Annotated in this window: 23 protein-coding genes; 8 read left to right on the top strand and 15 right to left on the bottom strand. The window is 34.7% G+C overall.

The annotated features are described in order from the left end of the window. Positions 1-55 precede the first annotated feature (55 nt). Positions 56-1,588, bottom strand: a complete 1,533-nt coding sequence (locus AAEO57_RS17525) for a GNAT family N-acetyltransferase (protein WP_341694331.1) — start codon at positions 1,586-1,588, stop codon at positions 56-58. 176 nt (positions 1,589-1,764) lie between these two features. Here AAEO57_RS17525 and AAEO57_RS17520 point away from each other — a divergent pair, with 176 nt between their 5' ends. Next, the gene (locus AAEO57_RS17520) at positions 1,765-2,088 is read left to right on the top strand and encodes a single-stranded DNA-binding protein (protein WP_341694330.1); all 324 of its coding nucleotides are present in this window, start codon (positions 1,765-1,767) and stop codon (positions 2,086-2,088) included. 202 nt (positions 2,089-2,290) lie between these two features. Here the strand turns inward: AAEO57_RS17520 and AAEO57_RS17515 are convergent, their stop codons facing one another. The 6 genes from AAEO57_RS17515 to AAEO57_RS17490 form a co-directional block, all read right to left on the bottom strand. Continuing rightward, positions 2,291-2,983, bottom strand: a complete 693-nt coding sequence (locus AAEO57_RS17515; RefSeq protein ID WP_341694329.1) for a DUF2461 domain-containing protein — start codon at positions 2,981-2,983, stop codon at positions 2,291-2,293. 90 nt (positions 2,984-3,073) lie between these two features. Continuing rightward, on the bottom strand, positions 3,074-3,259 hold the full coding sequence (locus tag AAEO57_RS17510; protein WP_341694328.1) for a hypothetical protein: 186 nt from the start codon (positions 3,257-3,259) through the stop codon (positions 3,074-3,076). A gap of 79 nt (positions 3,260-3,338) precedes the next feature. Next, positions 3,339-3,857 carry a ferritin gene (locus AAEO57_RS17505; RefSeq protein WP_163396305.1) on the bottom strand — a complete coding sequence of 173 codons (519 nt, stop codon included), beginning with the start codon at positions 3,855-3,857 and terminating at the stop codon, positions 3,339-3,341. Between the two features lie 79 nt (positions 3,858-3,936). After that, positions 3,937-5,400, bottom strand: a complete 1,464-nt coding sequence (locus tag AAEO57_RS17500; protein ID WP_341694327.1) for a hypothetical protein — start codon at positions 5,398-5,400, stop codon at positions 3,937-3,939. A 48-nt stretch (positions 5,401-5,448) separates the two neighbouring features. Next, positions 5,449-6,078: a CatA-like O-acetyltransferase gene (locus AAEO57_RS17495; RefSeq protein WP_341694326.1), complete on the bottom strand. Its 630-nt coding sequence runs from the start codon at positions 6,076-6,078 to the stop codon at positions 5,449-5,451. Continuing rightward, the gene (locus AAEO57_RS17490) at positions 6,078-6,785 is read right to left on the bottom strand and encodes an HAD family hydrolase (RefSeq protein ID WP_341694325.1); all 708 of its coding nucleotides are present in this window, start codon (positions 6,783-6,785) and stop codon (positions 6,078-6,080) included. The genes AAEO57_RS17495 and AAEO57_RS17490 overlap by 1 nt, the downstream gene beginning before the upstream one ends. 391 nt (positions 6,786-7,176) lie before the next feature. Between AAEO57_RS17490 and AAEO57_RS17485 the strand changes: the two genes are divergently transcribed. The 3 genes from AAEO57_RS17485 (at position 7,177) to AAEO57_RS17475 (ending at position 10,856) form a co-directional block, all read left to right on the top strand. Further along, a complete protein-coding gene (locus AAEO57_RS17485) occupies positions 7,177-8,862 on the top strand; it encodes an arylsulfatase (protein WP_341694324.1) in 1,686 nt (561 codons plus the stop codon). Positions 8,863-8,920: 58 nt separating this feature from the next. Continuing rightward, positions 8,921-9,937 (top strand): HAD family hydrolase, encoded by a 1,017-nt coding sequence (locus AAEO57_RS17480; RefSeq protein ID WP_341694323.1) that lies wholly within the window; start codon positions 8,921-8,923, stop codon positions 9,935-9,937. 94 nt (positions 9,938-10,031) lie between these two features. Then, positions 10,032-10,856 (top strand): hypothetical protein, encoded by an 825-nt coding sequence (locus AAEO57_RS17475; RefSeq protein WP_341694322.1) that lies wholly within the window; start codon positions 10,032-10,034, stop codon positions 10,854-10,856. A 95-nt stretch (positions 10,857-10,951) separates the two neighbouring features. Here AAEO57_RS17475 and AAEO57_RS17470 read toward each other — a convergent pair whose 3' ends face one another. The 8 genes from AAEO57_RS17470 to AAEO57_RS17435 all read right to left on the bottom strand — a co-directional run bounded on the left by AAEO57_RS17470 (position 10,952) and on the right by AAEO57_RS17435 (position 18,134). Continuing rightward, on the bottom strand, positions 10,952-11,839 hold the full coding sequence (locus AAEO57_RS17470; protein ID WP_341694321.1) for a DMT family transporter: 888 nt from the start codon (positions 11,837-11,839) through the stop codon (positions 10,952-10,954). 172 nt (positions 11,840-12,011) lie between these two features. Then, positions 12,012-12,536, bottom strand: a complete 525-nt coding sequence (locus tag AAEO57_RS17465) for a hypothetical protein (protein ID WP_341694320.1) — start codon at positions 12,534-12,536, stop codon at positions 12,012-12,014. Between the two features lie 67 nt (positions 12,537-12,603). Continuing rightward, entirely contained in the window at positions 12,604-13,002 is a 399-nt protein-coding gene (locus AAEO57_RS17460) for a hypothetical protein (protein WP_341694319.1), read from the bottom strand. A 68-nt stretch (positions 13,003-13,070) separates the two neighbouring features. Beyond that, on the bottom strand, positions 13,071-13,853 hold the full coding sequence (locus tag AAEO57_RS17455) for an enoyl-CoA hydratase/isomerase family protein (RefSeq protein ID WP_341694318.1): 783 nt from the start codon (positions 13,851-13,853) through the stop codon (positions 13,071-13,073). Between the two features lie 12 nt (positions 13,854-13,865). Then, positions 13,866-15,281: an ATP-binding protein gene (locus AAEO57_RS17450; RefSeq protein WP_341694363.1), complete on the bottom strand. Its 1,416-nt coding sequence runs from the start codon at positions 15,279-15,281 to the stop codon at positions 13,866-13,868. A 142-nt stretch (positions 15,282-15,423) separates the two neighbouring features. After that, the gene (locus tag AAEO57_RS17445) at positions 15,424-15,972 is read right to left on the bottom strand and encodes a CopD family protein (RefSeq protein WP_341694317.1); all 549 of its coding nucleotides are present in this window, start codon (positions 15,970-15,972) and stop codon (positions 15,424-15,426) included. A gap of 36 nt (positions 15,973-16,008) precedes the next feature. Next, positions 16,009-17,022, bottom strand: coding sequence for a ferrochelatase (hemH, locus tag AAEO57_RS17440; protein ID WP_341694316.1), 1,014 nt, complete (start codon positions 17,020-17,022; stop codon positions 16,009-16,011). Between the two features lie 236 nt (positions 17,023-17,258). Further along, the gene (locus AAEO57_RS17435; protein WP_341694315.1) at positions 17,259-18,134 is read right to left on the bottom strand and encodes a helix-turn-helix domain-containing protein; all 876 of its coding nucleotides are present in this window, start codon (positions 18,132-18,134) and stop codon (positions 17,259-17,261) included. 227 nt (positions 18,135-18,361) lie between these two features. Here AAEO57_RS17435 and hemA point away from each other — a divergent pair, with 227 nt between their 5' ends. The 4 genes from hemA to AAEO57_RS17415 all read left to right on the top strand — a co-directional run bounded on the left by hemA (position 18,362) and on the right by AAEO57_RS17415 (position 21,851). Further along, entirely contained in the window at positions 18,362-19,612 is a 1,251-nt protein-coding gene (hemA, locus tag AAEO57_RS17430; protein ID WP_341694314.1) for a glutamyl-tRNA reductase, read from the top strand. A 145-nt stretch (positions 19,613-19,757) separates the two neighbouring features. Next, the gene (locus tag AAEO57_RS17425) at positions 19,758-20,162 is read left to right on the top strand and encodes a GxxExxY protein (RefSeq protein WP_341694313.1); all 405 of its coding nucleotides are present in this window, start codon (positions 19,758-19,760) and stop codon (positions 20,160-20,162) included. Positions 20,163-20,262: 100 nt separating this feature from the next. Next, positions 20,263-21,186, top strand: a complete 924-nt coding sequence (gene hemC / locus AAEO57_RS17420) for a hydroxymethylbilane synthase (protein ID WP_341694312.1) — start codon at positions 20,263-20,265, stop codon at positions 21,184-21,186. Next, entirely contained in the window at positions 21,186-21,851 is a 666-nt protein-coding gene (locus AAEO57_RS17415; protein WP_341694311.1) for a uroporphyrinogen-III synthase, read from the top strand. Before hemC ends, AAEO57_RS17415 begins: the two co-directional genes overlap by 1 nt. Positions 21,852-21,879: the final 28 nt, after the last annotated feature.

Below are 21,879 nucleotides of genomic sequence, written 5' to 3'. Positions count from 1 at the left end.
TTTACACTAACTAAATTCATTATGAAACGGTTGTCAACATAATTTAAATAAAATCCTAAATTTGATTTGTTTTCTTTATTTCATATAAGTCTGTTCTTCTGTCTTTTAGCGTATGTACACTTCCATGTTCGTGCAGTTCTTTCAGTAAATTCAAATCCACATCAACAATCAGGGTCATTTCAGTGTTGGGTGTAGCTTCGGCTTTGATACCGTTACTCGGGAAAGCAAAATCTGAAGGTGTGAAAACAGCGGCCTGAGCATATTGGATATCCATATTATTAACTTTTGGAAGATTCCCCACGCAGCCCGCAATAGCGACATAACATTCATTTTCTATGGCTCGCGCCTGTGAACAGTGTTTGACACGTGTATAGCCGTTTTGAGTATCCGTTAAAAAGGGTACAAAAAGAATGTTCATTCCTTCATCTGCCAGTAATCTTGGTAGTTCCGGAAATTCCACATCATAACAAATCAGAATTCCGATTTTACCGCAATCGGTATCAAAAGTTTTAAATTCGGAACCGCCTTTCATTCCCCAGTGAACCACTTCGTTTGGGGTGATGTGAATTTTGGTATACATTTCGGAAGTACCGTCTCTTTTGCATAAAAAACCAACATTATATAAATTACCGTTTTCTAAATAAGGCATACTTCCGGTAATAATATTAATGTTGTAAGAAATCGCGAATTCCTGAAAACGCTTCCTGATAGGAACTGAATAACGAGCTAGCTCCCGAATAGCTTCAGCTTCAGACAAATGATTGTAATCGGCCATCAGAGGCGCAATAAAAAGTTCCGGAAAGAGTGCAAAATCGCTTCCGTAGCCAGAAACCACATCAATAAAAAATTCGGCCTGCTCAAAAAACTCTTCAAGATTATTCAGCTGACGCATTTGCCACTGTACAAGCCCCAGACGAATAACACTTTTTTCGAGATTAATCAGTTTTGGACTTTCGTCATAATAGACATTGTTCCATTCCAGAAGAACAGCAAATTCTTTAGATTCTTCGTCTCCTTCCAGATAGTTTTTAATAATTCGCAAAACGTGAAAATCATTACTCAACTGAAAAGAAAGTACCGGATCGTATAATTCTTTGTGTTTTACTTTGTCAATATAGTTTCTTGGAGTCAGTTTTTTAGAATGTTGTGCATAATTGGGAATCCTGCCTGCAAAAACAATTGCTTTCAGGTTTAGTTGCTCACATAATTCTTTTCGGGCATCGTACAAACGTCTACCTAAACGTAGTCCGCGATAATTGGGATGGATAAAAACGTCTATTCCGTATAAAATTTCCCCATTGGAATTATGGGTAGAAAAAGTATAATCGCCAATAATCTGTTTGTAATTATGCCTTTTGTCAACCAGTTTTTCATCTACAATCAAGGATAATGCCGATCCTACTACTTTGCCGTCTACAAGAATAACCAATTGTCCTTCAGGAAATATAGAGAGTAATTTTTCTATTTCATCGGCTTCCCAATATGAATTGGCCATTTCGGGATAAGATTCTACCATCGAATTCTTTAACTCTTTATAGTCATCAAATTCTAAATTTCGTAATTCTACCTTGTTAATTTGAGTCTGCATGTGGTGTATTTCTCTCAAATATAGTAAAATATTTCCATTTACAAACGGTTACAAACAGTTACAACCGAAAGTAAATAGTTTGCTACCGACTAATTTTTGAACCCCGTCACATCTTTGCACTGTTGAATTTGACGAACGAGTTCAATTTTATATCAACCTTAAAAATAGTATACGCCATGAAAAACAAAGTACAATTAATCGGTAACGTAGGTAATGACCCTGAAATCAAAACATTAGAAAGCGGAAAAAAATTAGCACATTTGAGAATTGCTACCAACGAAAAATACACCAATGACAAGGGTGAAAAAGTAGAACAAACCGAATGGCATCGTGTAACTGCCTGGGGCAAAACGGCCGAAATTATCGAAAAATATGTGGTCAAAGGAAAAGAAATAGCCGTAGAAGGAAAACTGACCCACAGAAGCTACGACGATAAAAACGGGGAGAAACGATACGTTACAGAAGTTGTTGTAAACGAAATTTTACTGCTTAACAAATAAGATTTTTATTTGTTGGTTAAAACCTCATCCCCGGCAGGCTAAAAAACTGTCGGGGTTTCTATTTTAATTTAGACAAGTGTCATCCTGAGCGGAGTCGAAGGCTTGTAAGTTAAGAGGGCTTCGACTAAGTATATCCTGAGCGAAGCCGAATGAACTCAGCCTGACACCTCTTTAAATTTCAACCGACAGCTTAGGATATAAATTACAATACCGAAGCGCCATTGATATCTGTCGTGAGTACTTCACTCATATAATCAAAAAAAGGTCTCATATTCTGCATGGTTTCCAAAGCCTGTTCTAAAAACTGCGGACTCAAAACCTCATCATCCGTAAAACGCTTCATAATCAAAAACTGTTTAAAGCGCAATAAATCAATCGCTTTATGATTGATGTCAAAACCTTTTGGCACGGTTTTGAGCTGCTCACCCTGCAAAGTTCCAAAAGTATTTCTAAAAGCTTTTGAATTTAGTATTTTTTGAAATGATTCAGAATCATGGTCAAATTCAGTTCGGATGCGTTTTAAATCTGCTGCATTGGGTCCCCAAAAGCCGCCTGCAAAAAAACTGTTTCCTTTTTCAAGATGAAAATAATAACCCCCTCGTCTTGCTGCTGTTGCACGTGTGTAGCTGCCTCCCCAAAAAGTTTTAAAAGGCGTTTTGTCTTTAGAAAAACGAATATCACGATAAATCCGGTACACACTTTTTTTTCCTGATTTGGTTTCCAGAACATCAGTTTTAGAAAGTTCGTGAAGTAAAGCCTCTGCAAAAGTTTCAATATGATTTAATTCGGTTAGATATTCCTGTTTATGAGCTTCGAACCAGGGTTTGTTATTGTTTTCCTTAAGCTTCTGCAAAAAATCAAGAGCAGATTGTGGAATTATGATTTGGTTTTTCATATAAATTTAAGTCTTAAAAAAATCAGAAGTTGACTGCAATTTAAAACTAAAAAACCCACCGGAAAAATCTGGTGGGTTTTGTCTATATCGTTAAGCAGTCTTTTTGAATAAATCAAACATAGGACAGCGTGAGCAGCGTTTCTTTTCACTTTTTTTGTATTTCTCACAGCAAGAAGATTTACAGTTTTCAATCTTCTTAATTTTATCAAGGATAATTTTATTCTTTTGTTTTTTCTTATCCTTCTTTTTGTCCTTGTCTTTTTCTTTCTTGCTCAATTTTCCTCGGTATTAAAAACAGAGGCAAATATAAACAGAAAATATTATTTTTATATATTCTAAATAAACTTTAACTTTTTTATTTTGGATTAATGGCAATTGAGCTGGTAACTGTTAACTGCTGAATATCACGATCGAACAGGTAAAGTCCTCCTTTATCTTCACCAATTAAGTTGATTTTGTCCAAAATAGATTTAGCTGTAGCTTCTTCCTCGATTTGTTCAGAAACATACCATTGTAAGAAATTATGAGTAGCATAATCTTTTTCTTCAAAAGTAATATGTACTAATTCATTGATCGATTTCGAAACAAAAAGTTCATGGTTGTAAAGCTCCTCAAACATTTCTTTAAAAGTAGAATAGGTTATTCTGGGTGCTTTTAGATCTGTAATCTGAGCGTGTCCGCCGCGTTCGTTTACATACTTTACCAATTTAAGCATGTGTGCTCGCTCTTCGTCTGACTGAGTGTACATAAACTGAGCGATTCCTTCTAATCCGTGTACTTCAGCCCAACAAGCCATAGAAAGATAGGTTTGTGAAGATTCTGCTTCTATTCGGATTTGCTTGTTTAAAGCCGTTTCAATATTTTTTGATAGCATAATGTGTGTCTTTTTTGTAAAATTAACGAAAATAATTCAAACCATTTTTCTGTTACTGCAAAACATAAAAACATTTCAATTAATCCTTAGAAAATTTAAGGGTTTCAAACTGATAAGGGTTTGAAAGAGAAGCTTTATTGATGATCGGATTTCTTTCTTCGTAATAAAATCCGTCTGTAAATTTACGCATGATGTATTGTTTTGTAATTCTGTCGTAATATCCTAAAATATAATAATCTTTAAATTTTATGATGTTCTGAGCAGCTACTTCTTTATGCATATTCAGAAAATAAAAAATATTGTCAATTGCCAGCGGCTGAGTTTCCTGTTGAATAAGATCTAAACTGGCATTCACCATACCTTCAAAATAAGCGGTTTCAGTATTCATTGAATAACTACTCTCAGGAAAAAAGAACGGGCCATCATTTAGAAACAAAGGATTGTTAGATTGATAAGTATTTAAATATCCTCCAATTGTAATATAAGTATTCTGATAGTTTTTAAAAACAGACAAACCGGTATTCATGTAAGGAAGACTTTTTAGAAACTTCTTAGTGCTTTTAAATTTTTTTGGCTGACTCTCATTTTTTTGAAAAAGGAAAGGAACCTTTTTAAAATATAAGGTATCGTTTTGATCAATCTTAATGCTTTTCAGTGTTTCATTTGAGTGATAATCTTTGACATCGAATAAAAGTTCGTTCTCTGTTACATTCATCTGAAATAATTTATTATCGCTAAAAAAAGAATTTGAGGTTGTCATTGTTTTTGGGTCAGCCGATTGCGGGAATTTTTTTTCTGTAATCGCCAAAGTTTCCAAATTAATGTCAAAAACCTGTGTCCGTCTGAAATTATGGTCTAATGTCAGGATCAAACGATCATTCAATACATATAATTTGCTTTTTTGGTTAGAGACAAACAATGGATTGATGAAATCCAGATCTATTTTTTCAATGGGATATTTTCTGAGGATCTGGTTTAAAGTAACTTGTTTTGTGCTTTTATCCTGAAATGTGAATGTTGAGAAATCAAGTGATTTTGCCTCACATGCTTCATTTTTAAAAACGTAAAGAACTAATCCTTGTTCGTTTTTTTCCTGAGCCAAAAGATAAAAAAAATTATTTTTTTGAAAATGTGTTATAACAAACTGTTCTTCGACAGGAAGTTTAAAATTCAGGCTTTTAGATGTTTTGGTGTCCAGAAAATATTTGGTAAGAATAATGTTTTTTGATCCTTCTGAAGCCCAATAGAGAGTCGGATTGCCATCTTCCCCGAAACTGTAACCAACCATTTCGTTCTCAGGCTGTTTAATTCTGGTTGTTGTAAACTGATCGGTAAGAAACAAAAACTGATTGTATTTTAAAATAGTAACATTTTCCCTGTCAGCCACAAAAGCAAACAAATCGTTTGTTACTTTATTTGCGGCATTTATAATCTGACCGGATAGTTCTGCATTTTTTAAATCTAAGGCGTAAGAAGTCAATACTGTCTGACTGAACAGCGTTGAAGTGCTGATAAAAAGAAAAACGAATACTAATTTTTTCATATACTTCTGCGGTCAAAAATCATTCCAAACAATTGTTTATCAGTTGTTTTATTGATTCATTAATTCCTGAAAAAGATCAACAAACTTCCCAATATGCAAGCCGTCCATTAATCCATGATGTACATGTACAGACATTGTCATGGTTTTTTTTCCGGTTTCTGAAGTCATCATTTTTCCGAAAGAAATTTTAGGACAGCTGTCTGGATAAGTGTAACTACGTGCATGCGAAAGCGAAGTGAAATTTACCCATGGAATCGCCGAAAAATGAATCAGATTATCCTCATCAAATGATCTTGTAAAAAGCCCTGATGTTTTCTGGATACGCTCAATTTCTGTTAAAGCATTTTTTTCAAAAACGCTGAAATCAGGGTTATATTCAATTAACGAAAATCCGAAAGTTCCATCCTCACGGCCAATGGTTGCCGACGCATCTATTCTGTCATTGATGTAAATTTTATCTTCTGAAATCCGATATTTAAAATTCTCAATCGAATTTACCGCTACTAAAGTTTTATGCAGGTAAAAGATAAAAAAAGAAGTTTTCAGCGTTTTAGCAGTTTGATACGCTTTGGCACAGTCGATTTCTACAGTAACGCCAAAAAAAGGTTCTTCCATCCTGCTGAAATGCTCAAAATGCTCTTTTCTGTTCCAGTTTTCTAAATCTAAAAGGGTTTTCATTATAATAATTTAGGAACAACTTCTGCAATGGTTTCAAAAGAACTAAAATGCTCGTGTTCTACTTTATGATTGATTTTTTCATGTTCCCAGGTCGTGTGAAAAGGAATATGAACAGCATAACCGCCAATTCCTAAAACCGGAAGCACATCTGATTTTAACGAATTTCCAATCATCAAAAATTCATGCGCCTGAATATCTAAACGTCCTAATAATTTTTGATAATCAATTTCCTGTTTGTCTGACATGACTTCGATATGGTGAAAATAATGTCCAAGGCCAGAACGGTGTAATTTGCTGTGCTGGTCTTTCAAATCGCCTTTTGTGGCTACGACCAGTTTGTATTTTCCGTGCAGAGCCTGTAAGGTTTCTTCGATTCCGTCCAGAAGCTCAATAGGTTTTTCCAGCAGTTCTTTTCCGTATTGAATGATTTTTTCAATGACTTCAATCGGAATTGTATTGTTCGAAATATTCATTGCAGCCTCAATCATCGATAAAATATATCCTTTGATTCCGTAGCCGTATAAAGGCAGATTTGCAATTTCGATTTTAAACAATTCCTGCGAAATTCCCTGATGCGAAAGATAATCTTCCATCAGGGCACAAAATTTATGTTCTGTTTCCTGAAAATACGGTTCGTTAACAAACAAAGTATCATCGGCATCAAATGCGATTACTTTTAGGTCAGGGATTTTATTTTTATGTAGCATTTTTTCGTTTCTGTAAATATGTATCTGTAAAGTTATTTCTTCTTATTGCGATACACAATATTTAATTTAAAATTTATCACATGCATTAAAAACCTTCTGGAAAATTAACAAACAGGGTAAACTTATTGCAATTATATTTTTTTGATTCTCACAATTTTAACAAAAAGTTGCTTTTATATGTTGCAAATTATAAAATGAAACAATGTTATGCCCCATAAAGGCACCCTTTCGGAGTCAATTTAGGTAAATTTGAAAATCTTAATCAAAAATTAAGAAAATTCCGCTTCAAAATTTCTAAAGAAAGAATTTTCGCTTTTACATAAAAATCAATTCGGTTTTTTCAAATCTTTAATGATGGCGCCTGAAAAAATCATTAACCAATTTTATTATCATGAAAAAAAGTAAACTTCAAAAAGGATTTAGAAATGCAATACTATTATTTGCATTAATGTGTTTCACTAATTATGAGGTAAACGCCCAAAGTAAAAAGCAGCCCAATATTCTAGTACTTTGGGGTGATGACATTGGAACTACCAATATTAGTGCTTACAGTGATGGACTTATGGGATACACCACACCCAATATTGACCGTCTGGCCAATGAAGGACTTCGATTTTTACATTATTATGGAGAACAAAGCTGTACCGCAGGACGTGCAGCCTTTTTAACAGGTCAGCATGGTCTTCGTACAGGACTTACAAAAGTAGGTTTTCCCGGAGCTCCAATGGGAATGAGTCAGTTAGACCCGTCTATTGGGGGAATTTTAAAAAGTCTGGGCTATGTTACCGGACAATTTGGTAAAAATCACGTAGGTGATCGTAACGAAAGTTTACCAACGGTTAATGGTTTTGATGAATTCTTCGGAAATCTGTATCACCTTAATGCAGAGGAAGAGCCAGAATTGCCGGATTATCCAAAAGACCCTGAATACCTGAAAAAATTCGGTCCAAGAGGCGTTTTAAAATGTACCGCAACCAATACAGATGACGGAACTGTTGACCCGCGTTTTGGAAAAGTTGGGAAACAAAAAATTGAAGATACAGGAGCGCTTACCAAAAAAAGAATGGAAACGGTTGATGATGAAACTTCTGCAGCTGCAATTGATTTTATTAAAAGACAAAGTGGCTCAGGAAAACCATTTTTCTGCTGGTTCAACGCAACTCGTATGCACTTACGAACACATGTTAGAAAAGAACACCGAGGAAGATACACGCATGGCGACAGCGAATACATCGATGGTATGATCGAGCATGACGAAACCATCGGAAGTATTCTAAAAGCTTTAGATGATTTAGGAATTGCCGATAATACGATTGTGGTTTATTCGACAGATAATGGTCCTCACATGAATACATGGCCTGATGGAGCTATGACTCCCTTTCGTTCAGAGAAAAACACGAACTGGGATGGCGCTTTTCGTGTTCCTTGTATAGTACGCTGGCCGGGAGTTATAAAACCTGGAACTGTTACTACTGAACTAATGAGCCATAACGACTGGATTCCCACTTTTGCTTCAATTGCAGGAGAGCCGGATATTGTAAACAAACTTTTAAAAGGATACAATGCAAACGGAAAAACCTATAAAGTACATTTGGACGGTTTCGATCAAAGTAATTTCCTAAGAGGCACATCACAAAAAAGTGCCAGAGACAAATTCTTTTATACTGACGATGACGGACTCTTAGTAGGTTTAAGAGAAGGAGATTATAAATATGTTTTTGCAGAACAACGTTTAGGCGGAACAATGGGAGTTTGGGCAGAACCATTTACAAAACTTCGTTTACAAAAGATTTTTAATTTATACCAAGATCCTTTTGAAAGAGCAGATATAACATCTAATTCATTTTGGGAATGGCAGTTAAATCACGTACAGATGATGTATGGAGCAATACAAGATGTAGTGGTATTTGCCGAAACATTTAAAGAATACCCTCCAAGATCAATTCCGCCAAGCTTCTCCGCATACACCATCATGGAAGAAGCAATGAAAGATATTAAAGCAAAACAATATATTGAAAAAAATGTAATACCTAAAATAGAAGGTCAAAAAGAAGAAACTTCTAAAAAGAAAAAATAATAATGCTAAAGAGATTCAGATTTTAGAATCTGAATCTCTTTTTTAAAATGAAAACACCATGATAAAAAATATATCTTTTTGGACTCTAGTCGTTTTGTTTTTCTTTTCATGCAAAAAATCAGACAACTTAACTTCTCCAACAAAAGAGAGCAATCAGACAGAAACCGCTATAAATGGAGATCCATTGCCAAGCTGGAACGAAGGAAATTTAAAAAGCGGGATTATCGCTTATGTTGAAAAAGTAACAAAGGAAGGAAGCCCGGATTTTATTCCGGTAGAGAATAGAATTGCCACTTTTGATAATGATGGAACACTGTGGGCCGAAAAACCTCTTGTTCAGGAATTATTTGCTTTTTACAGAGTTAAAAAAATGGTAGAAGCAAACCCTGAATTAGCGAAAAAACAGCCTTTTAAAGCCGTAATCGAAAAAGATAAAACTTATTTTGAGAAAGGAGGAAACAAAACACTTGTTGAGCTAATTGCAGCAACGCATACCGGAATCACAGAGGATGAATTTGAGACTTTTGCAAAAGAGTTTTATACTGGCGCAAGTTATCCGGGTAAAAATGTTTCGTTAAAACAGATCAGATACCAGCCACAATTAGAGCTTTTGAATTATCTGCGTGCAAACAATTTCAAAACTTTTATTGTAACTGGCGGAACAGTCGAATTTGTTCGTGCTATAGCTCCTGATTTTTATGGAATTCCGAAAGAGCAAGTAGTTGGAACTTCTTTCAAATATAAATTTGACGATGCTAAAAATGCGGTTATCAGAGAACCTGCTTTAAATCATTTTAACGATAAAGAAGGTAAACCTGTAGCAATACAATTACAGATTGGTCAACGTCCTGTTTTTGCCTGCGGAAATGAAGGCGGAGCCGGCGATCTTGCCATGTTAAGATATTCTTCAGGAAGCAAATATCCTTCTTTTCAATTAATTATAAATCATAATGATTCTATCCGAGAATACAACTATCAGGAAAAAGATAATTTATCATTAAATACTGCTGCAAAATACAAATATCATATTGTGAGTATTAAAGACGACTGGAAAAAGGTTTTTTCAGATAATTAGATTTGAGTTAGTTAGTGATTAAAGTGAAACAACTTTCATTGGTTTAGTTGTTTCATTTTAATCCAAAAATGAAGAATCTGTAAATTAAAAAAATATGAAATCTGTATCACATAAAGTCATCAAATTCCTGCCAGGCATACTTTGTTTTGTTTTAAGTTTTAATTCTTATGCTCAGGAAGAGCCAACAAAATCAGGAAACAGTGCACAAGAACTCGCCGATAAAATGGCCAATCCTGTTGCAAGCTTAATTAGTGTTCCGCTACAAAATAATCTTACTTATGGAATTGGTCCTTATAATGGAATAAAATATCAGATTAATATACAACCTGTTGTTCCTTTTAAGTTGAGTGAGAATTTAAATTTAATTACGCGTTATATTCTTCCGGTTGTAGATCAGCAGGATGTTACAGGAGAAAATACTCATGAATTTGGCTTAAGTGATGCAACAGTGACAGCATTTTTTGCTCCTAAAACTAAAGGCCTTATTTTAGGTTTAGGGCCTGCTTTTTTAGTGCCAACTGCCACAGAAAAATTTTTAGGAACAGAAAAATTCGGAATAGGTCCCAGCGTTTTGGTCATGCATCAGGGAAAAGGGCTTTCTATAGGTTTTTTAGCCAATCAAATCTGGTCTGTTGCAGGAAATGCTGACAGAGCAGATTTTAATCAGTTTTATACCCAAATCTTTCTAACCCATAGCTATAAAAGTGGTGCAAGTTTAGGTGTTACTTCAGAAATTACTCAAAACTGGCAGGGAAATACAACTCTTATTACATTGAGTCCCAATGTTGGTGCAATTACAAAATTAGGCGGTCAGACCATGCAATTTGCCGTAATGCCTCTAATTCCAATTGTTGGACATCAATCTATAAAACCAGATTGGGGATTAAGAGCAGTGGTCGCATTTATATTTCCGCAGTAATTGCTCCAAATCTGGAACTATAACTTCATCAGATGTTTAAACATTCATAAAACTTCCTTTTTTCAATTCCTGACAAAAGGGAGCTTTTATATTTTCTACTTTTTTGAAGATAAAAATTTAAGCGAAATCGTCTTGTCGTAAAAGGTAATCCGGATTCCGAAAAGCAAAATAATACCGCCCAAAACCATTTGTAACGTTATTTGTTCTTCCAGAAAAAGCCATGCTAAGATAGATGTTATTACGGCCTGACTCAACAAACTCAGTGAAACTCTAGTGGCGCGCATGTGCTGTGTTGCGTAACTAACCGAAAGCCAGGCGCACAACTGACAAATTACAGCCTGCAGTATCAATACAAACCATCCTGCATCAGTAAATCCGGTAAAAGACTCGTTTAAGCTGTAACACAAAATTCCCAAATAGATACTTGAAGCAAATAAACTTATGGTCATAAACGATAAAACATCCACTTTTGAAAGTACATTTTTACTAATCAGAAGGTAAATTGAATATAAAATGCCGGACAAAACAGCAAAAAGGAAAGCCTGATCAAAATTTAATTCCATAAAAAAGGTAAAGCCAACCAAAGTGACCATACCGAATAAAGATACCAAGGTTCCAATCCAAAAGTTAGTTGCGGGTTTTGATTTCAGGAACAAAAAAGAACCAATTCCAACCCAAACCGGAGACAAATTGGTCAATAAAGAAGCCTGAGTAGCACTCGAATCCTGAATGGCGATATTCCAAACCGCAACATCTGAGGCAAACAAAATGCCGCAAAGCGCTGCCAAAAGTGTAAATCGTAATGTGGGCAGTTTAAAGTTTTTGCTCAAAAGTACATACGGCAAAAGCAAAACCACCGCAAAAAACATACGGTAAAAAGCCGAAATTAACCCGGGAGTCAAACGTAATTTTACCAGTATGGGAAAAATTGAGATGCAGAGTATACCGCAGATTAGAGCTAATCTTGGTTTGGAGAGTTTCATTTTTGTATTTTTAAACGAAATGCAAAATTAACATTTTGAAACTGATCTTATCATAAAGAAATATTAATCTAAGGAGTCACAAAGCTCTTTTAAACTTTAAAAGTAAAAGATACCTTTTGCATAGAATCAAAAAAGCCCAAAAAGAATAAAGTTTCTCTTTGGGCTTTTAAAGTTAGTCTTTCAAACTATATAATATTTTTTGAAAATCGGCTTTAAAAGTATCTTTCTTGTCTTTAGAAGTCCATGACATTACTTTGTAAAAGGATTTTTTAGTTTCAACTATCCCGACCAGATAATAAATTTCCATATTCGCTTCTTTATCAAAATAGCTGGCGTCTGTTTCTATAAAATTAATCTCTCCTATTTTTTTAGAAACAGGTTTAGAAATTGTTTTCTTTTCCTCATCTGCTAAAAAGTCCTTCATAAAATCATCATAAAAGTCATTTACAGAAGTGTAATTTAATTCGATATAACTTAATTCTTCTTTAGTATCATAAATTATGCATCCATAAACTTCTTTCACCTCACTTTTATACTGAATAGCTGCAGAAGTATTTAATCCTGCTGTTTTATTCATATAATCCGGTAAACTAATGTCAAAGGTATGACCGGCTTTATATTGTTTTAGTTTAGTTTGTGCAACTGCTGTACTTATAAAAGTCAAAGTCAGTATAAAAATGGTAATTTTTCTATTCATTTTAAGGTTTTAAATATGTTGATTTCTGAATTTTGAATTGTAGTTAAAAAGTTCATCTTTACAATTTTTAGACGATACCTTTCTCTATCATTTCCAGCATTACCGGCGAAGCATTTTTAAACGTGGGATCTTGTTCAATAATACTTCCTGCGTTCTTTTTGTTGACTTTGAAGGTTACATCATTGTCTGTTGTAAAAAGCAGAGCAGTTAAAAACGGTTTTTTAATATATGATGCTAAGATTAGCAGAGCTTCATCTAGCGAATGGATGCTTTCGATTTCTTCTGTTTTATAACGGGTCGTTAGTGAAATCGAGAACGTATTATCTTCATTCAGAACTAATCTGAAATAGATGTTTTTGATCTCGGTATCGCCCATGGTTTTGGCCAGAGTCAGTTTTGCGAAAGTTCCGGCCTGGATACTTTCTTTAACTCGTTCACAAAAAAGGGCAAATATTGGTTCGTACATTTTTTTAAGGTGCTAAGATTCTGAGATGCTAAGGTGCTAAGTTTTTACTTTACAGGTCTCTACTATTGTTATTTCCCTGTAAATTCTGCCTTTCTTTTTTCTAAAAATGCAGTTGTTCCTTCTTTAAAATCTGCGGTTCCAAAACATTTCCCAAAAGATTTTATTTCGGTATCAAAACCATTTTTACCATCTTCAAAATTGGCATTAATAGCTTTTATTGCCTTCCCTATTGCAAAAGGAGCATTTTTAATAATTTTTTGGGCTATCACATTTGTAAAAGGCAAAAGTTCAGCCTGAGGCACTACATAATTTACCAAACCAAATTGTCTGGCTTCTTCTGCTGAAATCATGGCTGCTGTCATAATCATTTCCATGGCACGACCCTTCCCTATTAACTGAGGCAGACGCTGCGTTCCTCCATAACCCGGAATTAATCCCAGGCTTACTTCTGGCAATCCCATTTTAGCATTATCAGAAGCAATTCTGAAATGACAGGCCATTGCCAATTCTAATCCGCCTCCCAATGCAAATCCGTTAATGGCTGCAATAACTGGTTTTTTCAGCCCTTCGACAAAATCAAAAAGAGATTCCTGACCTTCAGCCGCCAGTTGAGCACCTTCAACAATGGTATAATTTGCAAATTCAGAAATATCGGCACCTGCTACAAAAGCTTTTTCACCGCTTCCGGTTAAAATGATGACACGAACCTCTTCATTTTTGCTTAATAATTTAATTGCTTTACTAAGATCGCTTATCGTCGCTTTATTCAGAGCATTCAGCTTTTCAGGTCTGTTAATCGTTACTGTTGCGATTTTTTCTTCGATAGAAATTAAAATATTTTCGTAGTTCATAACGCTAGTTTTTTATGAGTTCGTAATAGGCAGGGTAACCCTGAATGTAGTCCCTTTTCCGTAAGTTGACTCAAAGGTAATTGTTCCTTTGTAATTTTCTATGATGTTTTTGATAATTCCGAGACCAAGTCCCATACCACTTGTTTTGGTGGTAAACTTTGGTTCGAAAATCCTTCCAATATCTTGTTTCTGAATTCCGATTCCGTTGTCTTTTACTGCAATTTCCACATTATCATCCCGGCGTTTTACCGAAACCACTATTGATTTCTGAAACTGACTTTCCGGAATAGCCTGAGTGGCATTTTTAACCAGATTGGTAATTACACGGATTAGCTGTGTACGATCCATTTTGGAAATAATTTCTTCTTCATCACTTTCAAAAGAAATATACTCTTCGTTAAAAATATCCAAAGCCAGTTCAACGACCTCAACCACATTTAAAGTCTCATTTTGCTGAGCCGGCATAGAAGCGAAATTCGAAAACGCCGACGCTACAGACGTCATCGTATCAATTTGCTGGATTAAGGTTTCGGAATAATCATTCATTTTCTGTCTTACATCAGGATCATTCGGATCAAATTTTCGCTGAAAACTCTGAACAGTCAAACGCATCGGCGTTAGCGGATTTTTAATTTCATGAGCCACCTGTTTTGCCATTTCCCGCCAGGCCTCCTCACGTTCACTCTGTGCTAATTTGACAGCACTTTTTTCCAGTTTGTCTACCATTCCGTTGTAGGCTCTGATCAGAAAGTTTACTTCTTTGCTATTGGCTTCTAAAACAATTTTTTCGTTTTTCTGATCCAGATTGGTTTCTTCAAGTCGCTCCGAAATTGTTTTTAACGATTTTGTGATGTAAGTCGAAAGGAAATATGCTAATGCAAAAGCGACAATCAACATGAAAGAATACACCTGACTCAAACGGATCAGGAAGGTATTCAACTCATTGTCGTAATAGCCGTCATCTTCTAAATACGGAAGATTAAGGATTCCGAGTGGTTTGAATTTTTCGTCTTTAATTAAACTGTATGAAGACCGGTTTTTGACTCCATCAATTGTTTTAATATCTACAAAACGCTTTTCGATAGACGAGCGCACGAGTTTTAAAATAAAATCCGGAATTGGCGGTGGTGCTTTATCGACAGCAAAAGACTCTTTGGATGATTTTAATAATTTTCCGTTAAGGCTGTAGATATTGATTTCAATTTTGTGAATCTGCGCTAACTCATGGATTTTATCTTTAAAAATCAAATCCAGATTTTGCGTTTTCAGCGGATAAGTAGTAGTCGAAAGAACGTAATTGATGTGTTCTTTTACCGCATTTTCTTTTCGTTCTAAACGTTCCTGATGGTATTCTTTGGCCTCTGTTTTAAACTGAATAATCGAAATCGAAGCCAATAAAAAAGATGCCACCACAATCAATACAATCATCGACAGGAAAATCCTGGTACGAAGCGAAAGCATTGTCATTTTGAAGGTGTTTAGCATTTTTTTAATTATAAATTGTGAATTGTAAATTATGAATTATTCGGTCTGCATTATAATTTACCATTAACAATTCACAATTTACCAATTATTTCTTTTCCCTAATTCTCTTGTAAAATCGGAATCCCAGCATAAGCACAACCGAGAACAATATAATTCCGACTACGCCGAAAATCCAGTTAAAGGCACTTTTTAAAACTACTAAAAAAACAATAGCGAACAAAATAATTGTGGCGCCTTCATTCCATAAGCGCATATAATTGCTGGAATATTTTACCTCATTATTCTGTAATTGTTTAAAAATCTGATGGCACTTTAAATGATACAGATACAATAGAAAAACGAAACCTAATTTAATGTGCATCCAGGGCATTTTGAGCCATGCATTTCCTAAATCGGTAAAAAATAACATCCAAAAAGCAAAAATACTGGCTAAAATTGCTGATGGCCATGTGATAATATACCACAAACGGTAACTCATTATTTTGAATTGCGCCTGCAGAATTTCTTTTTCGGGAGATGGTTTATCATTTGCTTCTATTTGATATACAAACAAGCGCACAATATTAAACAATCCTACGAACCAGGTTAGTACGAAGATAATGTGCAGTGATTTTAAGTAATTATAATACTCCATTATAAAGTCTTTTTTCTTTACTCTTTCTTCTTTACTCTATTTAGCCCAATCATTAATCCAGTTACTCACCGTCTCACACCATTCATCATCATCATTCAAACATGGAACGGCAAGAAACTCTTCTCCTCCATTTGCTTCAAAATCTTCTTTGGCACGCATGGCGATTTCTTCCAGAGTTTCTAAACAATCCGAAACGAAAGCTGGTGTTACAACCGCTAGTTTCTTGATACCTTTTGATGGCATATTGTCAATTTCAACATCCGTATAAGGTTCTAGCCATTTGTCTCCCGCCAAACGAGATTGAAAAGTCAGACTGTATTTATCTTCCGGAAGACCTAATAGTTTAATGACTTGTTTTGTCGTTTCATAACATTGGTGACGGTAACAGAATTCGTGCGCCGGAGATGGCGTGTTACAGCAGGAACCGTCAATTTTACAATGTGATTTTGTTACATCGGTTTTACGGATATGACGCTCCGGGATTCCGTGGTACGAAAACAATAAATGATCGTAATCAAATCCTACTAAATGTTTCTGAATTGAATCTGCTAAATTTTTAATGTAATCCGGTTTGTTGTAAAATGCCGGAACATCTGTAAACTTCATATTAGGGAATTTCTTTTTGCGGATTTCTTCTGCTTTAACCAAAATTGTCAAAGTTGAAGCCATTGCATATTGCGGATATAAAGGAAAAAGCATTACATCGGTAACTCCTTTGTCGCTTAATTCCTGAAGTCCTTTTTCGATTGTCATGCTTCCGTAACGCATTGCTAAAGAAACAGGAACATTTACTAAAGGCTGCACTTTTTTTTGCATTCTTTCTGAAAGCACAACCAATGGAGAACCTTCTTCCCACCAGATTTTTGAGTAAGCGTGCGCTGATTCTTCTGGCCTTTTTCTTAAAATAATACCACGAACCAATAAAGCTCTCAATAAATATGGAACATCAATCACATATTTATCCATTAAAAATTCATCTAAGTACGGTTTTACATCTTTTGGAGTTGGACTGTCCGGAGAACCTAAGTTTACTAATAATACGCCTTTCATTATGTTTTTGCTTTAGGCTTTAAGCTCTGGGCTTTAAGCTTTTTAATTTGTTTTTAAAAATTTCGACAAAAGTAGAACTTGCAACTTTTTCGAAATATGATAATTATTACTTTTTTATTATTGTTGAATATTCAAAATTGATTTTACAAATTCGAGAAATTTTTTCACGCAGATTTCGCAGATCTTGCAGATTTTTTAATTCTTGTTAATTAGTGAAATTAGTGGCGAACAAAAACTTACACATTCGCATTAATCGACATTAAATATTTCTTTGGAGTTGTTCCGAATTTCTTTTTGAATGCTGCAATGAAATGACTTCCGGTACTGTAGCCAATTTTAAGTCCAACTTCGTTTACATTATAAGAACCGCTGTCTAGTAGCTTTCGGGCGAAATCCATTTTGTAATCGAATAGGAAACCATAAACCGTATCACCGTAAATTTGTTTGAAACCCATTTTAAGTTTCTTTAAATTCAATCCAATTTCATCTGCCAGCTCCTGCAATCCTGGGGGCTCTGCCATATTAGCGATGATGATTTCTTTGGCTTTTCGAATTTTCAGAACATTATCTTCATCAATCAAAAACGGACATTGTTCTGCGTTTGGATCTTCGGTTCTGTTGAAATATAAACTCAACAATTCGTATCCTTTTCCTTTATAATAAAGGTTTTTAATCGAAGGATGAAGGTTATAATGAAAAAGCTGACTCAGTACAATTGCCATCGATGGACTGATATTTCCTTCGTTATAATACTTTTTGTCTTTATTATCAGGACTTAAAAAAGTAATATAATTGGCTTCTGCAGAAAATAACGCGTGAAATTTCTTGATCGATACAATTACAGAAATCACCCAGGAGTTTGGTGCGAGTTCTAAATTAAGTGGTAATTCTTTCTGCGGATTATATAAAAGCAGTGATTTTTCTTCTTTAAGTTCTAATGTATAATTTCCCTGATTGAACAAAAATTTGGCATTACCTTTTATCCCGAAGTGAAACTGTATCAGGCCAGTACCAATAATTTCGTGCTGTGCAAAAAATGGTTCAGAACTGTCGTTTTGGAAACGGATCAGCGTAAAGTCGTCTTCAATTTTTATAATTTCCTGAGAACCCATAGCGATATTTTTTTGAAATGAAAATCAAAACAAAGTTCAGATATTATTTAGAATCACTCTAAACTAATGATTCCAAACGAGTTGATTTTGCTACAAAAATAGTCCTTTTTGCTCAAAAACACCTATTTAGGTTCAAAAAAACATTAAGCGACATAAAAAGTACTTTTAGCGTTATTTTTATCAATGGTATAGTAATAATTTTGTTGCACTTTTATGAAAGTGAATTTATGGAAAACAATAATGTACCGAAACACCTTTATTTTTACTCAGTTGGTCTGAGTTATAAAAAAGCTGATGCTGAGGTGAGAGGTCAATTTAGTTTAGATGCAGTTGCTAAAACGCGATTGCTAGAACAAGCTAAAAGCGAAGGAATAGAAAGTTTAATTGTTACTTCAACCTGCAACAGAACCGAGATTTATGGTTTTGCAGAACACCCTTTTCAATTAATAAAATTGATTTGTGACAACAGCAATGGTTCTGTTGACGCTTTCCAAAGAGTGGGTTTCGTTTATAAAAATCAGGAAGCAATCAATCACTTATTTCGCGTAGGAACTGGTTTAGACAGCCAGATCTTAGGTGATTTTGAAATTATATCTCAAATAAAAACCAGTTTCATTCATTCAAAATCTTTAGGTTTGGCCAATGCTTTTATGGAAAGACTGGTGAATGCGGTGATTCAGGCAAGCAAAAGAATTAAAACAGAAACAGAAATCAGTTCTGGTGCTACTTCTGTTTCTTTTGCATCAGTTCAATATATTTTGAAGAATGTTGAAGATATCGGCAACAAAAATATTTTACTTTTTGGAACTGGGAAAATCGGAAGAAATACGTGTGAGAATTTAGTAAAACATACTAAAAACGAGCATATCACTTTAATAAACCGTACTAAAGACAAAGCAGAGAAACTAGCAGGAAAATTAAATTTGATCGTTAAGGATTACTCTGAATTACATTTAGAACTTCAAAAAGCCGATGTTGTCGTTGTTGCAACAGGCGCACAAAACCCAACGGTTGACAAAGCAATTTTGAATCTTAAAAAACCTTTATTGATTCTGGATTTGTCGATTCCGAAAAACGTGAATGAAAATGTGGAGGATTTAGAAGGTGTAACTTTAATCCACATGGATTATTTGTCTCAATTGACAGATGAGACTTTAGAAAACAGAAAATTACACATTCCTGCAGCTGAAGCGATCATTGAAGAAATAAAAGAAGAATTTGTAACCTGGATGAAAGGCCGAAAATTTGCTCCGACAATTAATGCGTTAAAAGAAAAATTAAACGCAATCAAAGCTTCGGAACTAGATTTTCAAAGTAAAAAAATTGCCGATTTTAATGAAGAGCAAGCTGAAATCATCAGCAACAGAATCATTCAAAAAATCACTACACATTTTGCAAATCATTTAAAAGACGACGACACCATGGTCGATGAAAGCATCGAATGGATCGAAAAAGTCTTCAAAATAAAAGCATCCTAATTTTAAATTTTACCATTAAGGCATTAATAGAATTAAGTCAATCTTTGTCGAAGAAAATTAAGCAAGCTATTTTTGAACACAAAGCTTAATTAACTTAATATCTTAATAGTAAAAAAAGAAAAATGGCAAAAAACAAAGAAGTTCTATGACAAAAAAAGAGGTTACACAATTAGCTTATGAAATTACAGGTTTTGCTATAAAAGTGCATAAAGCTTTAGGACCTGGACTTTTGGAAAGTATATATGAAAAATGCCTCAAATATGAATTAGAACGAAACGGATACGATGTTAAACAACAATTAGTTGTTAAAATTGATTATTACGATCTCGAATTTGAATCGGATTTAAGAATCGATTTACTTGTAAATGATTGTGTTGTTGTTGAATTAAAAGCAATAGAAAATCTATTGCCAATTCATGAAGCACAATTATTAACATATATGAAATTGTTACAAAGACCTCAAGGGTTATTGATAAATTTCAACACAATAAACATTACAAAATCAATGAAACCTCTTGTAAATGATCGTTTCGCAAGATTAATTGATTAATAAAATATTAAACCATTAAGAAATTAAGAAAGTTAAGCTTAATTTCCTTGACAAAGATTGACTTAATTTTCTTAATGTCCTTAATGGTAAAAAACAAATCATGGCAGAAAAAATAATCAGAATTGGAACACGTGACAGTGAGTTAGCACTTTGGCAGGCACATACTGTCGAGAAAAAACTTAACGACTTAGGTTATAAAACCTCAATTGTGGCGGTTAAATCTCAGGGCGACATTATTCTGGATAAACCGTTATACGAACTCGGAATTACAGGAATTTTTACCAAAACGCTGGACATTGCCATGATCAATGGTGATATTGATATTGCGGTGCATTCTATGAAAGATGTCCCAACAGCTTTACCAAAAGGTATCGTTCAGGGAGCAGTTTTGCAAAGAGCCAATGTTCTGGATATTTTGGTTCACAAAGGAAATCCTGACTTTACAAATCCAAGTACTGTTGCGACAGGAAGTTTACGTCGTCAGGCGATGTGGCTGAACAAATACCCAAATCATACGGTTGTTGATTTACGCGGAAACGTGAATACACGTATGCAGAAATTACAGGATAATGACTGGGACGGAGCTGTTTTTGCTGCTGCAGGTTTGGAGCGAATTAATCTGAAACCAGAAAATTACATCAACTTAGATTGGATGATTCCGGCGCCGGCACAAGGCGCAATGCTTGTCGTGGGAATGGAAAATGACAATTATACGCTGGATGCGCTTTCTCAGTTAAATGATATCGAAACTGAAATTTGCACTTATATCGAACGTCAGTTTTTAAGAACTCTTGAAGGCGGATGTACTGCCCCAATTGGAGCTTTGGTTACGTATAACGAAGACGAAGACACTTTGCATTTTCAAGGTGTTTTACTTTCTATTGATGGAAAACAGAAACTAGAAATCAATAAAACGGTTGATATTTCAGAATGGAAGAAATTAGGTTTCAACTCAGCGCAGGAGATTTTAAATAATGGTGGAACGGAATTAATGCAGAAAATTAAAGAATCCCTGAAAAAATAATGGCAAACCAAGTTCAGATATTATCTACTAAAATATTATCTCCTCTTCATAAGCAGGAATTGATGAAATATGGTGTTGAAGTAATCGAAGCCGATTTCATCAAAACCGAAAACAAATCTTTCGAATTAAAAGACCTCAACGAAAGTCTGATTTTTACAAGTCAAAATGCCGTTCACAGCGTTTTATCTCATCCAAAATCGGAAGAACTCAAAAAGAAAAACGTGTATTGCGTTGGACTTAAAACCAAAACCTTATTGACCGACAACGGATTCAATGTTGTGGCATACACAGGTTACGCTGCAGATTTAGCTGAAATTATCACTTTGATTTACGGTAGCGAAAGCTTCACTTTTTTCAGTGGAAACTTAAGAAGAGACACTTTACCGGAAGCTTTAAAAGAAAACGGAATTAAATTCAATGAAATTCAGGTTTACGAAACTACGCTGCAGCCTCAGAAAATAAAAGCAAATCCTGAAGCTATTTTGTTTTTTAGTCCATCTGGTGTTAAAAGTTATCTGAAACACAATACCATAAACAAACAAATCTGTTTCTGCATTGGAGAAACCACCGCAGAAGCATTAGCAAAAATTACCAAAAACATCATCATCGCAGATCAGCCCACAATTGAAGACCTGGTTGAAGATGTAATTCACGAATATAAATAAAAACCTTTGCAACTTTGTCACTTTGTGA

This window comes from Flavobacterium calami, assembly GCF_038290035.1.
Lineage (GTDB): Bacteria > Bacteroidota > Bacteroidia > Flavobacteriales > Flavobacteriaceae > Flavobacterium > Flavobacterium calami.
The sequence above is the reverse complement of the archived record's forward strand: the minus strand, read 5'-3'. Positions and strand labels throughout refer to the sequence as shown.

Bases quoted from the DNA above. Each gene is read 5' to 3' on its own strand.
- AAEO57_RS17525 (WP_341694331.1), bottom strand. From the start codon at position 1,588: ATGCAGACTCAAATTAACAAGGTAGAATTACGAAATTTAGAATTTGAT.
- AAEO57_RS17520 (WP_341694330.1), top strand. From the start codon at position 1,765: ATGAAAAACAAAGTACAATTAATCGGTAACGTAGGTAATGACCCTGAA.
- AAEO57_RS17515 (WP_341694329.1), bottom strand. From the start codon at position 2,983: ATGAAAAACCAAATCATAATTCCACAATCTGCTCTTGATTTTTTGCAG.
- AAEO57_RS17505 (WP_163396305.1), bottom strand. From the start codon at position 3,857: ATGCTATCAAAAAATATTGAAACGGCTTTAAACAAGCAAATCCGAATA.
- AAEO57_RS17500 (WP_341694327.1), bottom strand. From the start codon at position 5,400: ATGAAAAAATTAGTATTCGTTTTTCTTTTTATCAGCACTTCAACGCTG.
- AAEO57_RS17495 (WP_341694326.1), bottom strand. From the start codon at position 6,078: ATGAAAACCCTTTTAGATTTAGAAAACTGGAACAGAAAAGAGCATTTT.
- AAEO57_RS17490 (WP_341694325.1), bottom strand. From the start codon at position 6,785: ATGCTACATAAAAATAAAATCCCTGACCTAAAAGTAATCGCATTTGAT.
- AAEO57_RS17485 (WP_341694324.1), top strand. From the start codon at position 7,177: ATGAAAAAAAGTAAACTTCAAAAAGGATTTAGAAATGCAATACTATTA.
- AAEO57_RS17480 (WP_341694323.1), top strand. From the start codon at position 8,921: ATGATAAAAAATATATCTTTTTGGACTCTAGTCGTTTTGTTTTTCTTT.
- AAEO57_RS17475 (WP_341694322.1), top strand. From the start codon at position 10,032: ATGAAATCTGTATCACATAAAGTCATCAAATTCCTGCCAGGCATACTT.
- AAEO57_RS17470 (WP_341694321.1), bottom strand. From the start codon at position 11,839: ATGAAACTCTCCAAACCAAGATTAGCTCTAATCTGCGGTATACTCTGC.
- AAEO57_RS17465 (WP_341694320.1), bottom strand. From the start codon at position 12,536: ATGAATAGAAAAATTACCATTTTTATACTGACTTTGACTTTTATAAGT.
- AAEO57_RS17460 (WP_341694319.1), bottom strand. From the start codon at position 13,002: ATGTACGAACCAATATTTGCCCTTTTTTGTGAACGAGTTAAAGAAAGT.
- AAEO57_RS17455 (WP_341694318.1), bottom strand. From the start codon at position 13,853: ATGAACTACGAAAATATTTTAATTTCTATCGAAGAAAAAATCGCAACA.
- AAEO57_RS17450 (WP_341694363.1), bottom strand. From the start codon at position 15,281: ATGATTGTATTGATTGTGGTGGCATCTTTTTTATTGGCTTCGATTTCG.
- AAEO57_RS17445 (WP_341694317.1), bottom strand. From the start codon at position 15,972: ATGGAGTATTATAATTACTTAAAATCACTGCACATTATCTTCGTACTA.
- hemH (WP_341694316.1), bottom strand. From the start codon at position 17,022: ATGAAAGGCGTATTATTAGTAAACTTAGGTTCTCCGGACAGTCCAACT.
- AAEO57_RS17435 (WP_341694315.1), bottom strand. From the start codon at position 18,134: ATGGGTTCTCAGGAAATTATAAAAATTGAAGACGACTTTACGCTGATC.
- hemA (WP_341694314.1), top strand. From the start codon at position 18,362: ATGGAAAACAATAATGTACCGAAACACCTTTATTTTTACTCAGTTGGT.
- AAEO57_RS17425 (WP_341694313.1), top strand. From the start codon at position 19,758: ATGACAAAAAAAGAGGTTACACAATTAGCTTATGAAATTACAGGTTTT.
- hemC (WP_341694312.1), top strand. From the start codon at position 20,263: ATGGCAGAAAAAATAATCAGAATTGGAACACGTGACAGTGAGTTAGCA.
- AAEO57_RS17415 (WP_341694311.1), top strand. From the start codon at position 21,186: ATGGCAAACCAAGTTCAGATATTATCTACTAAAATATTATCTCCTCTT.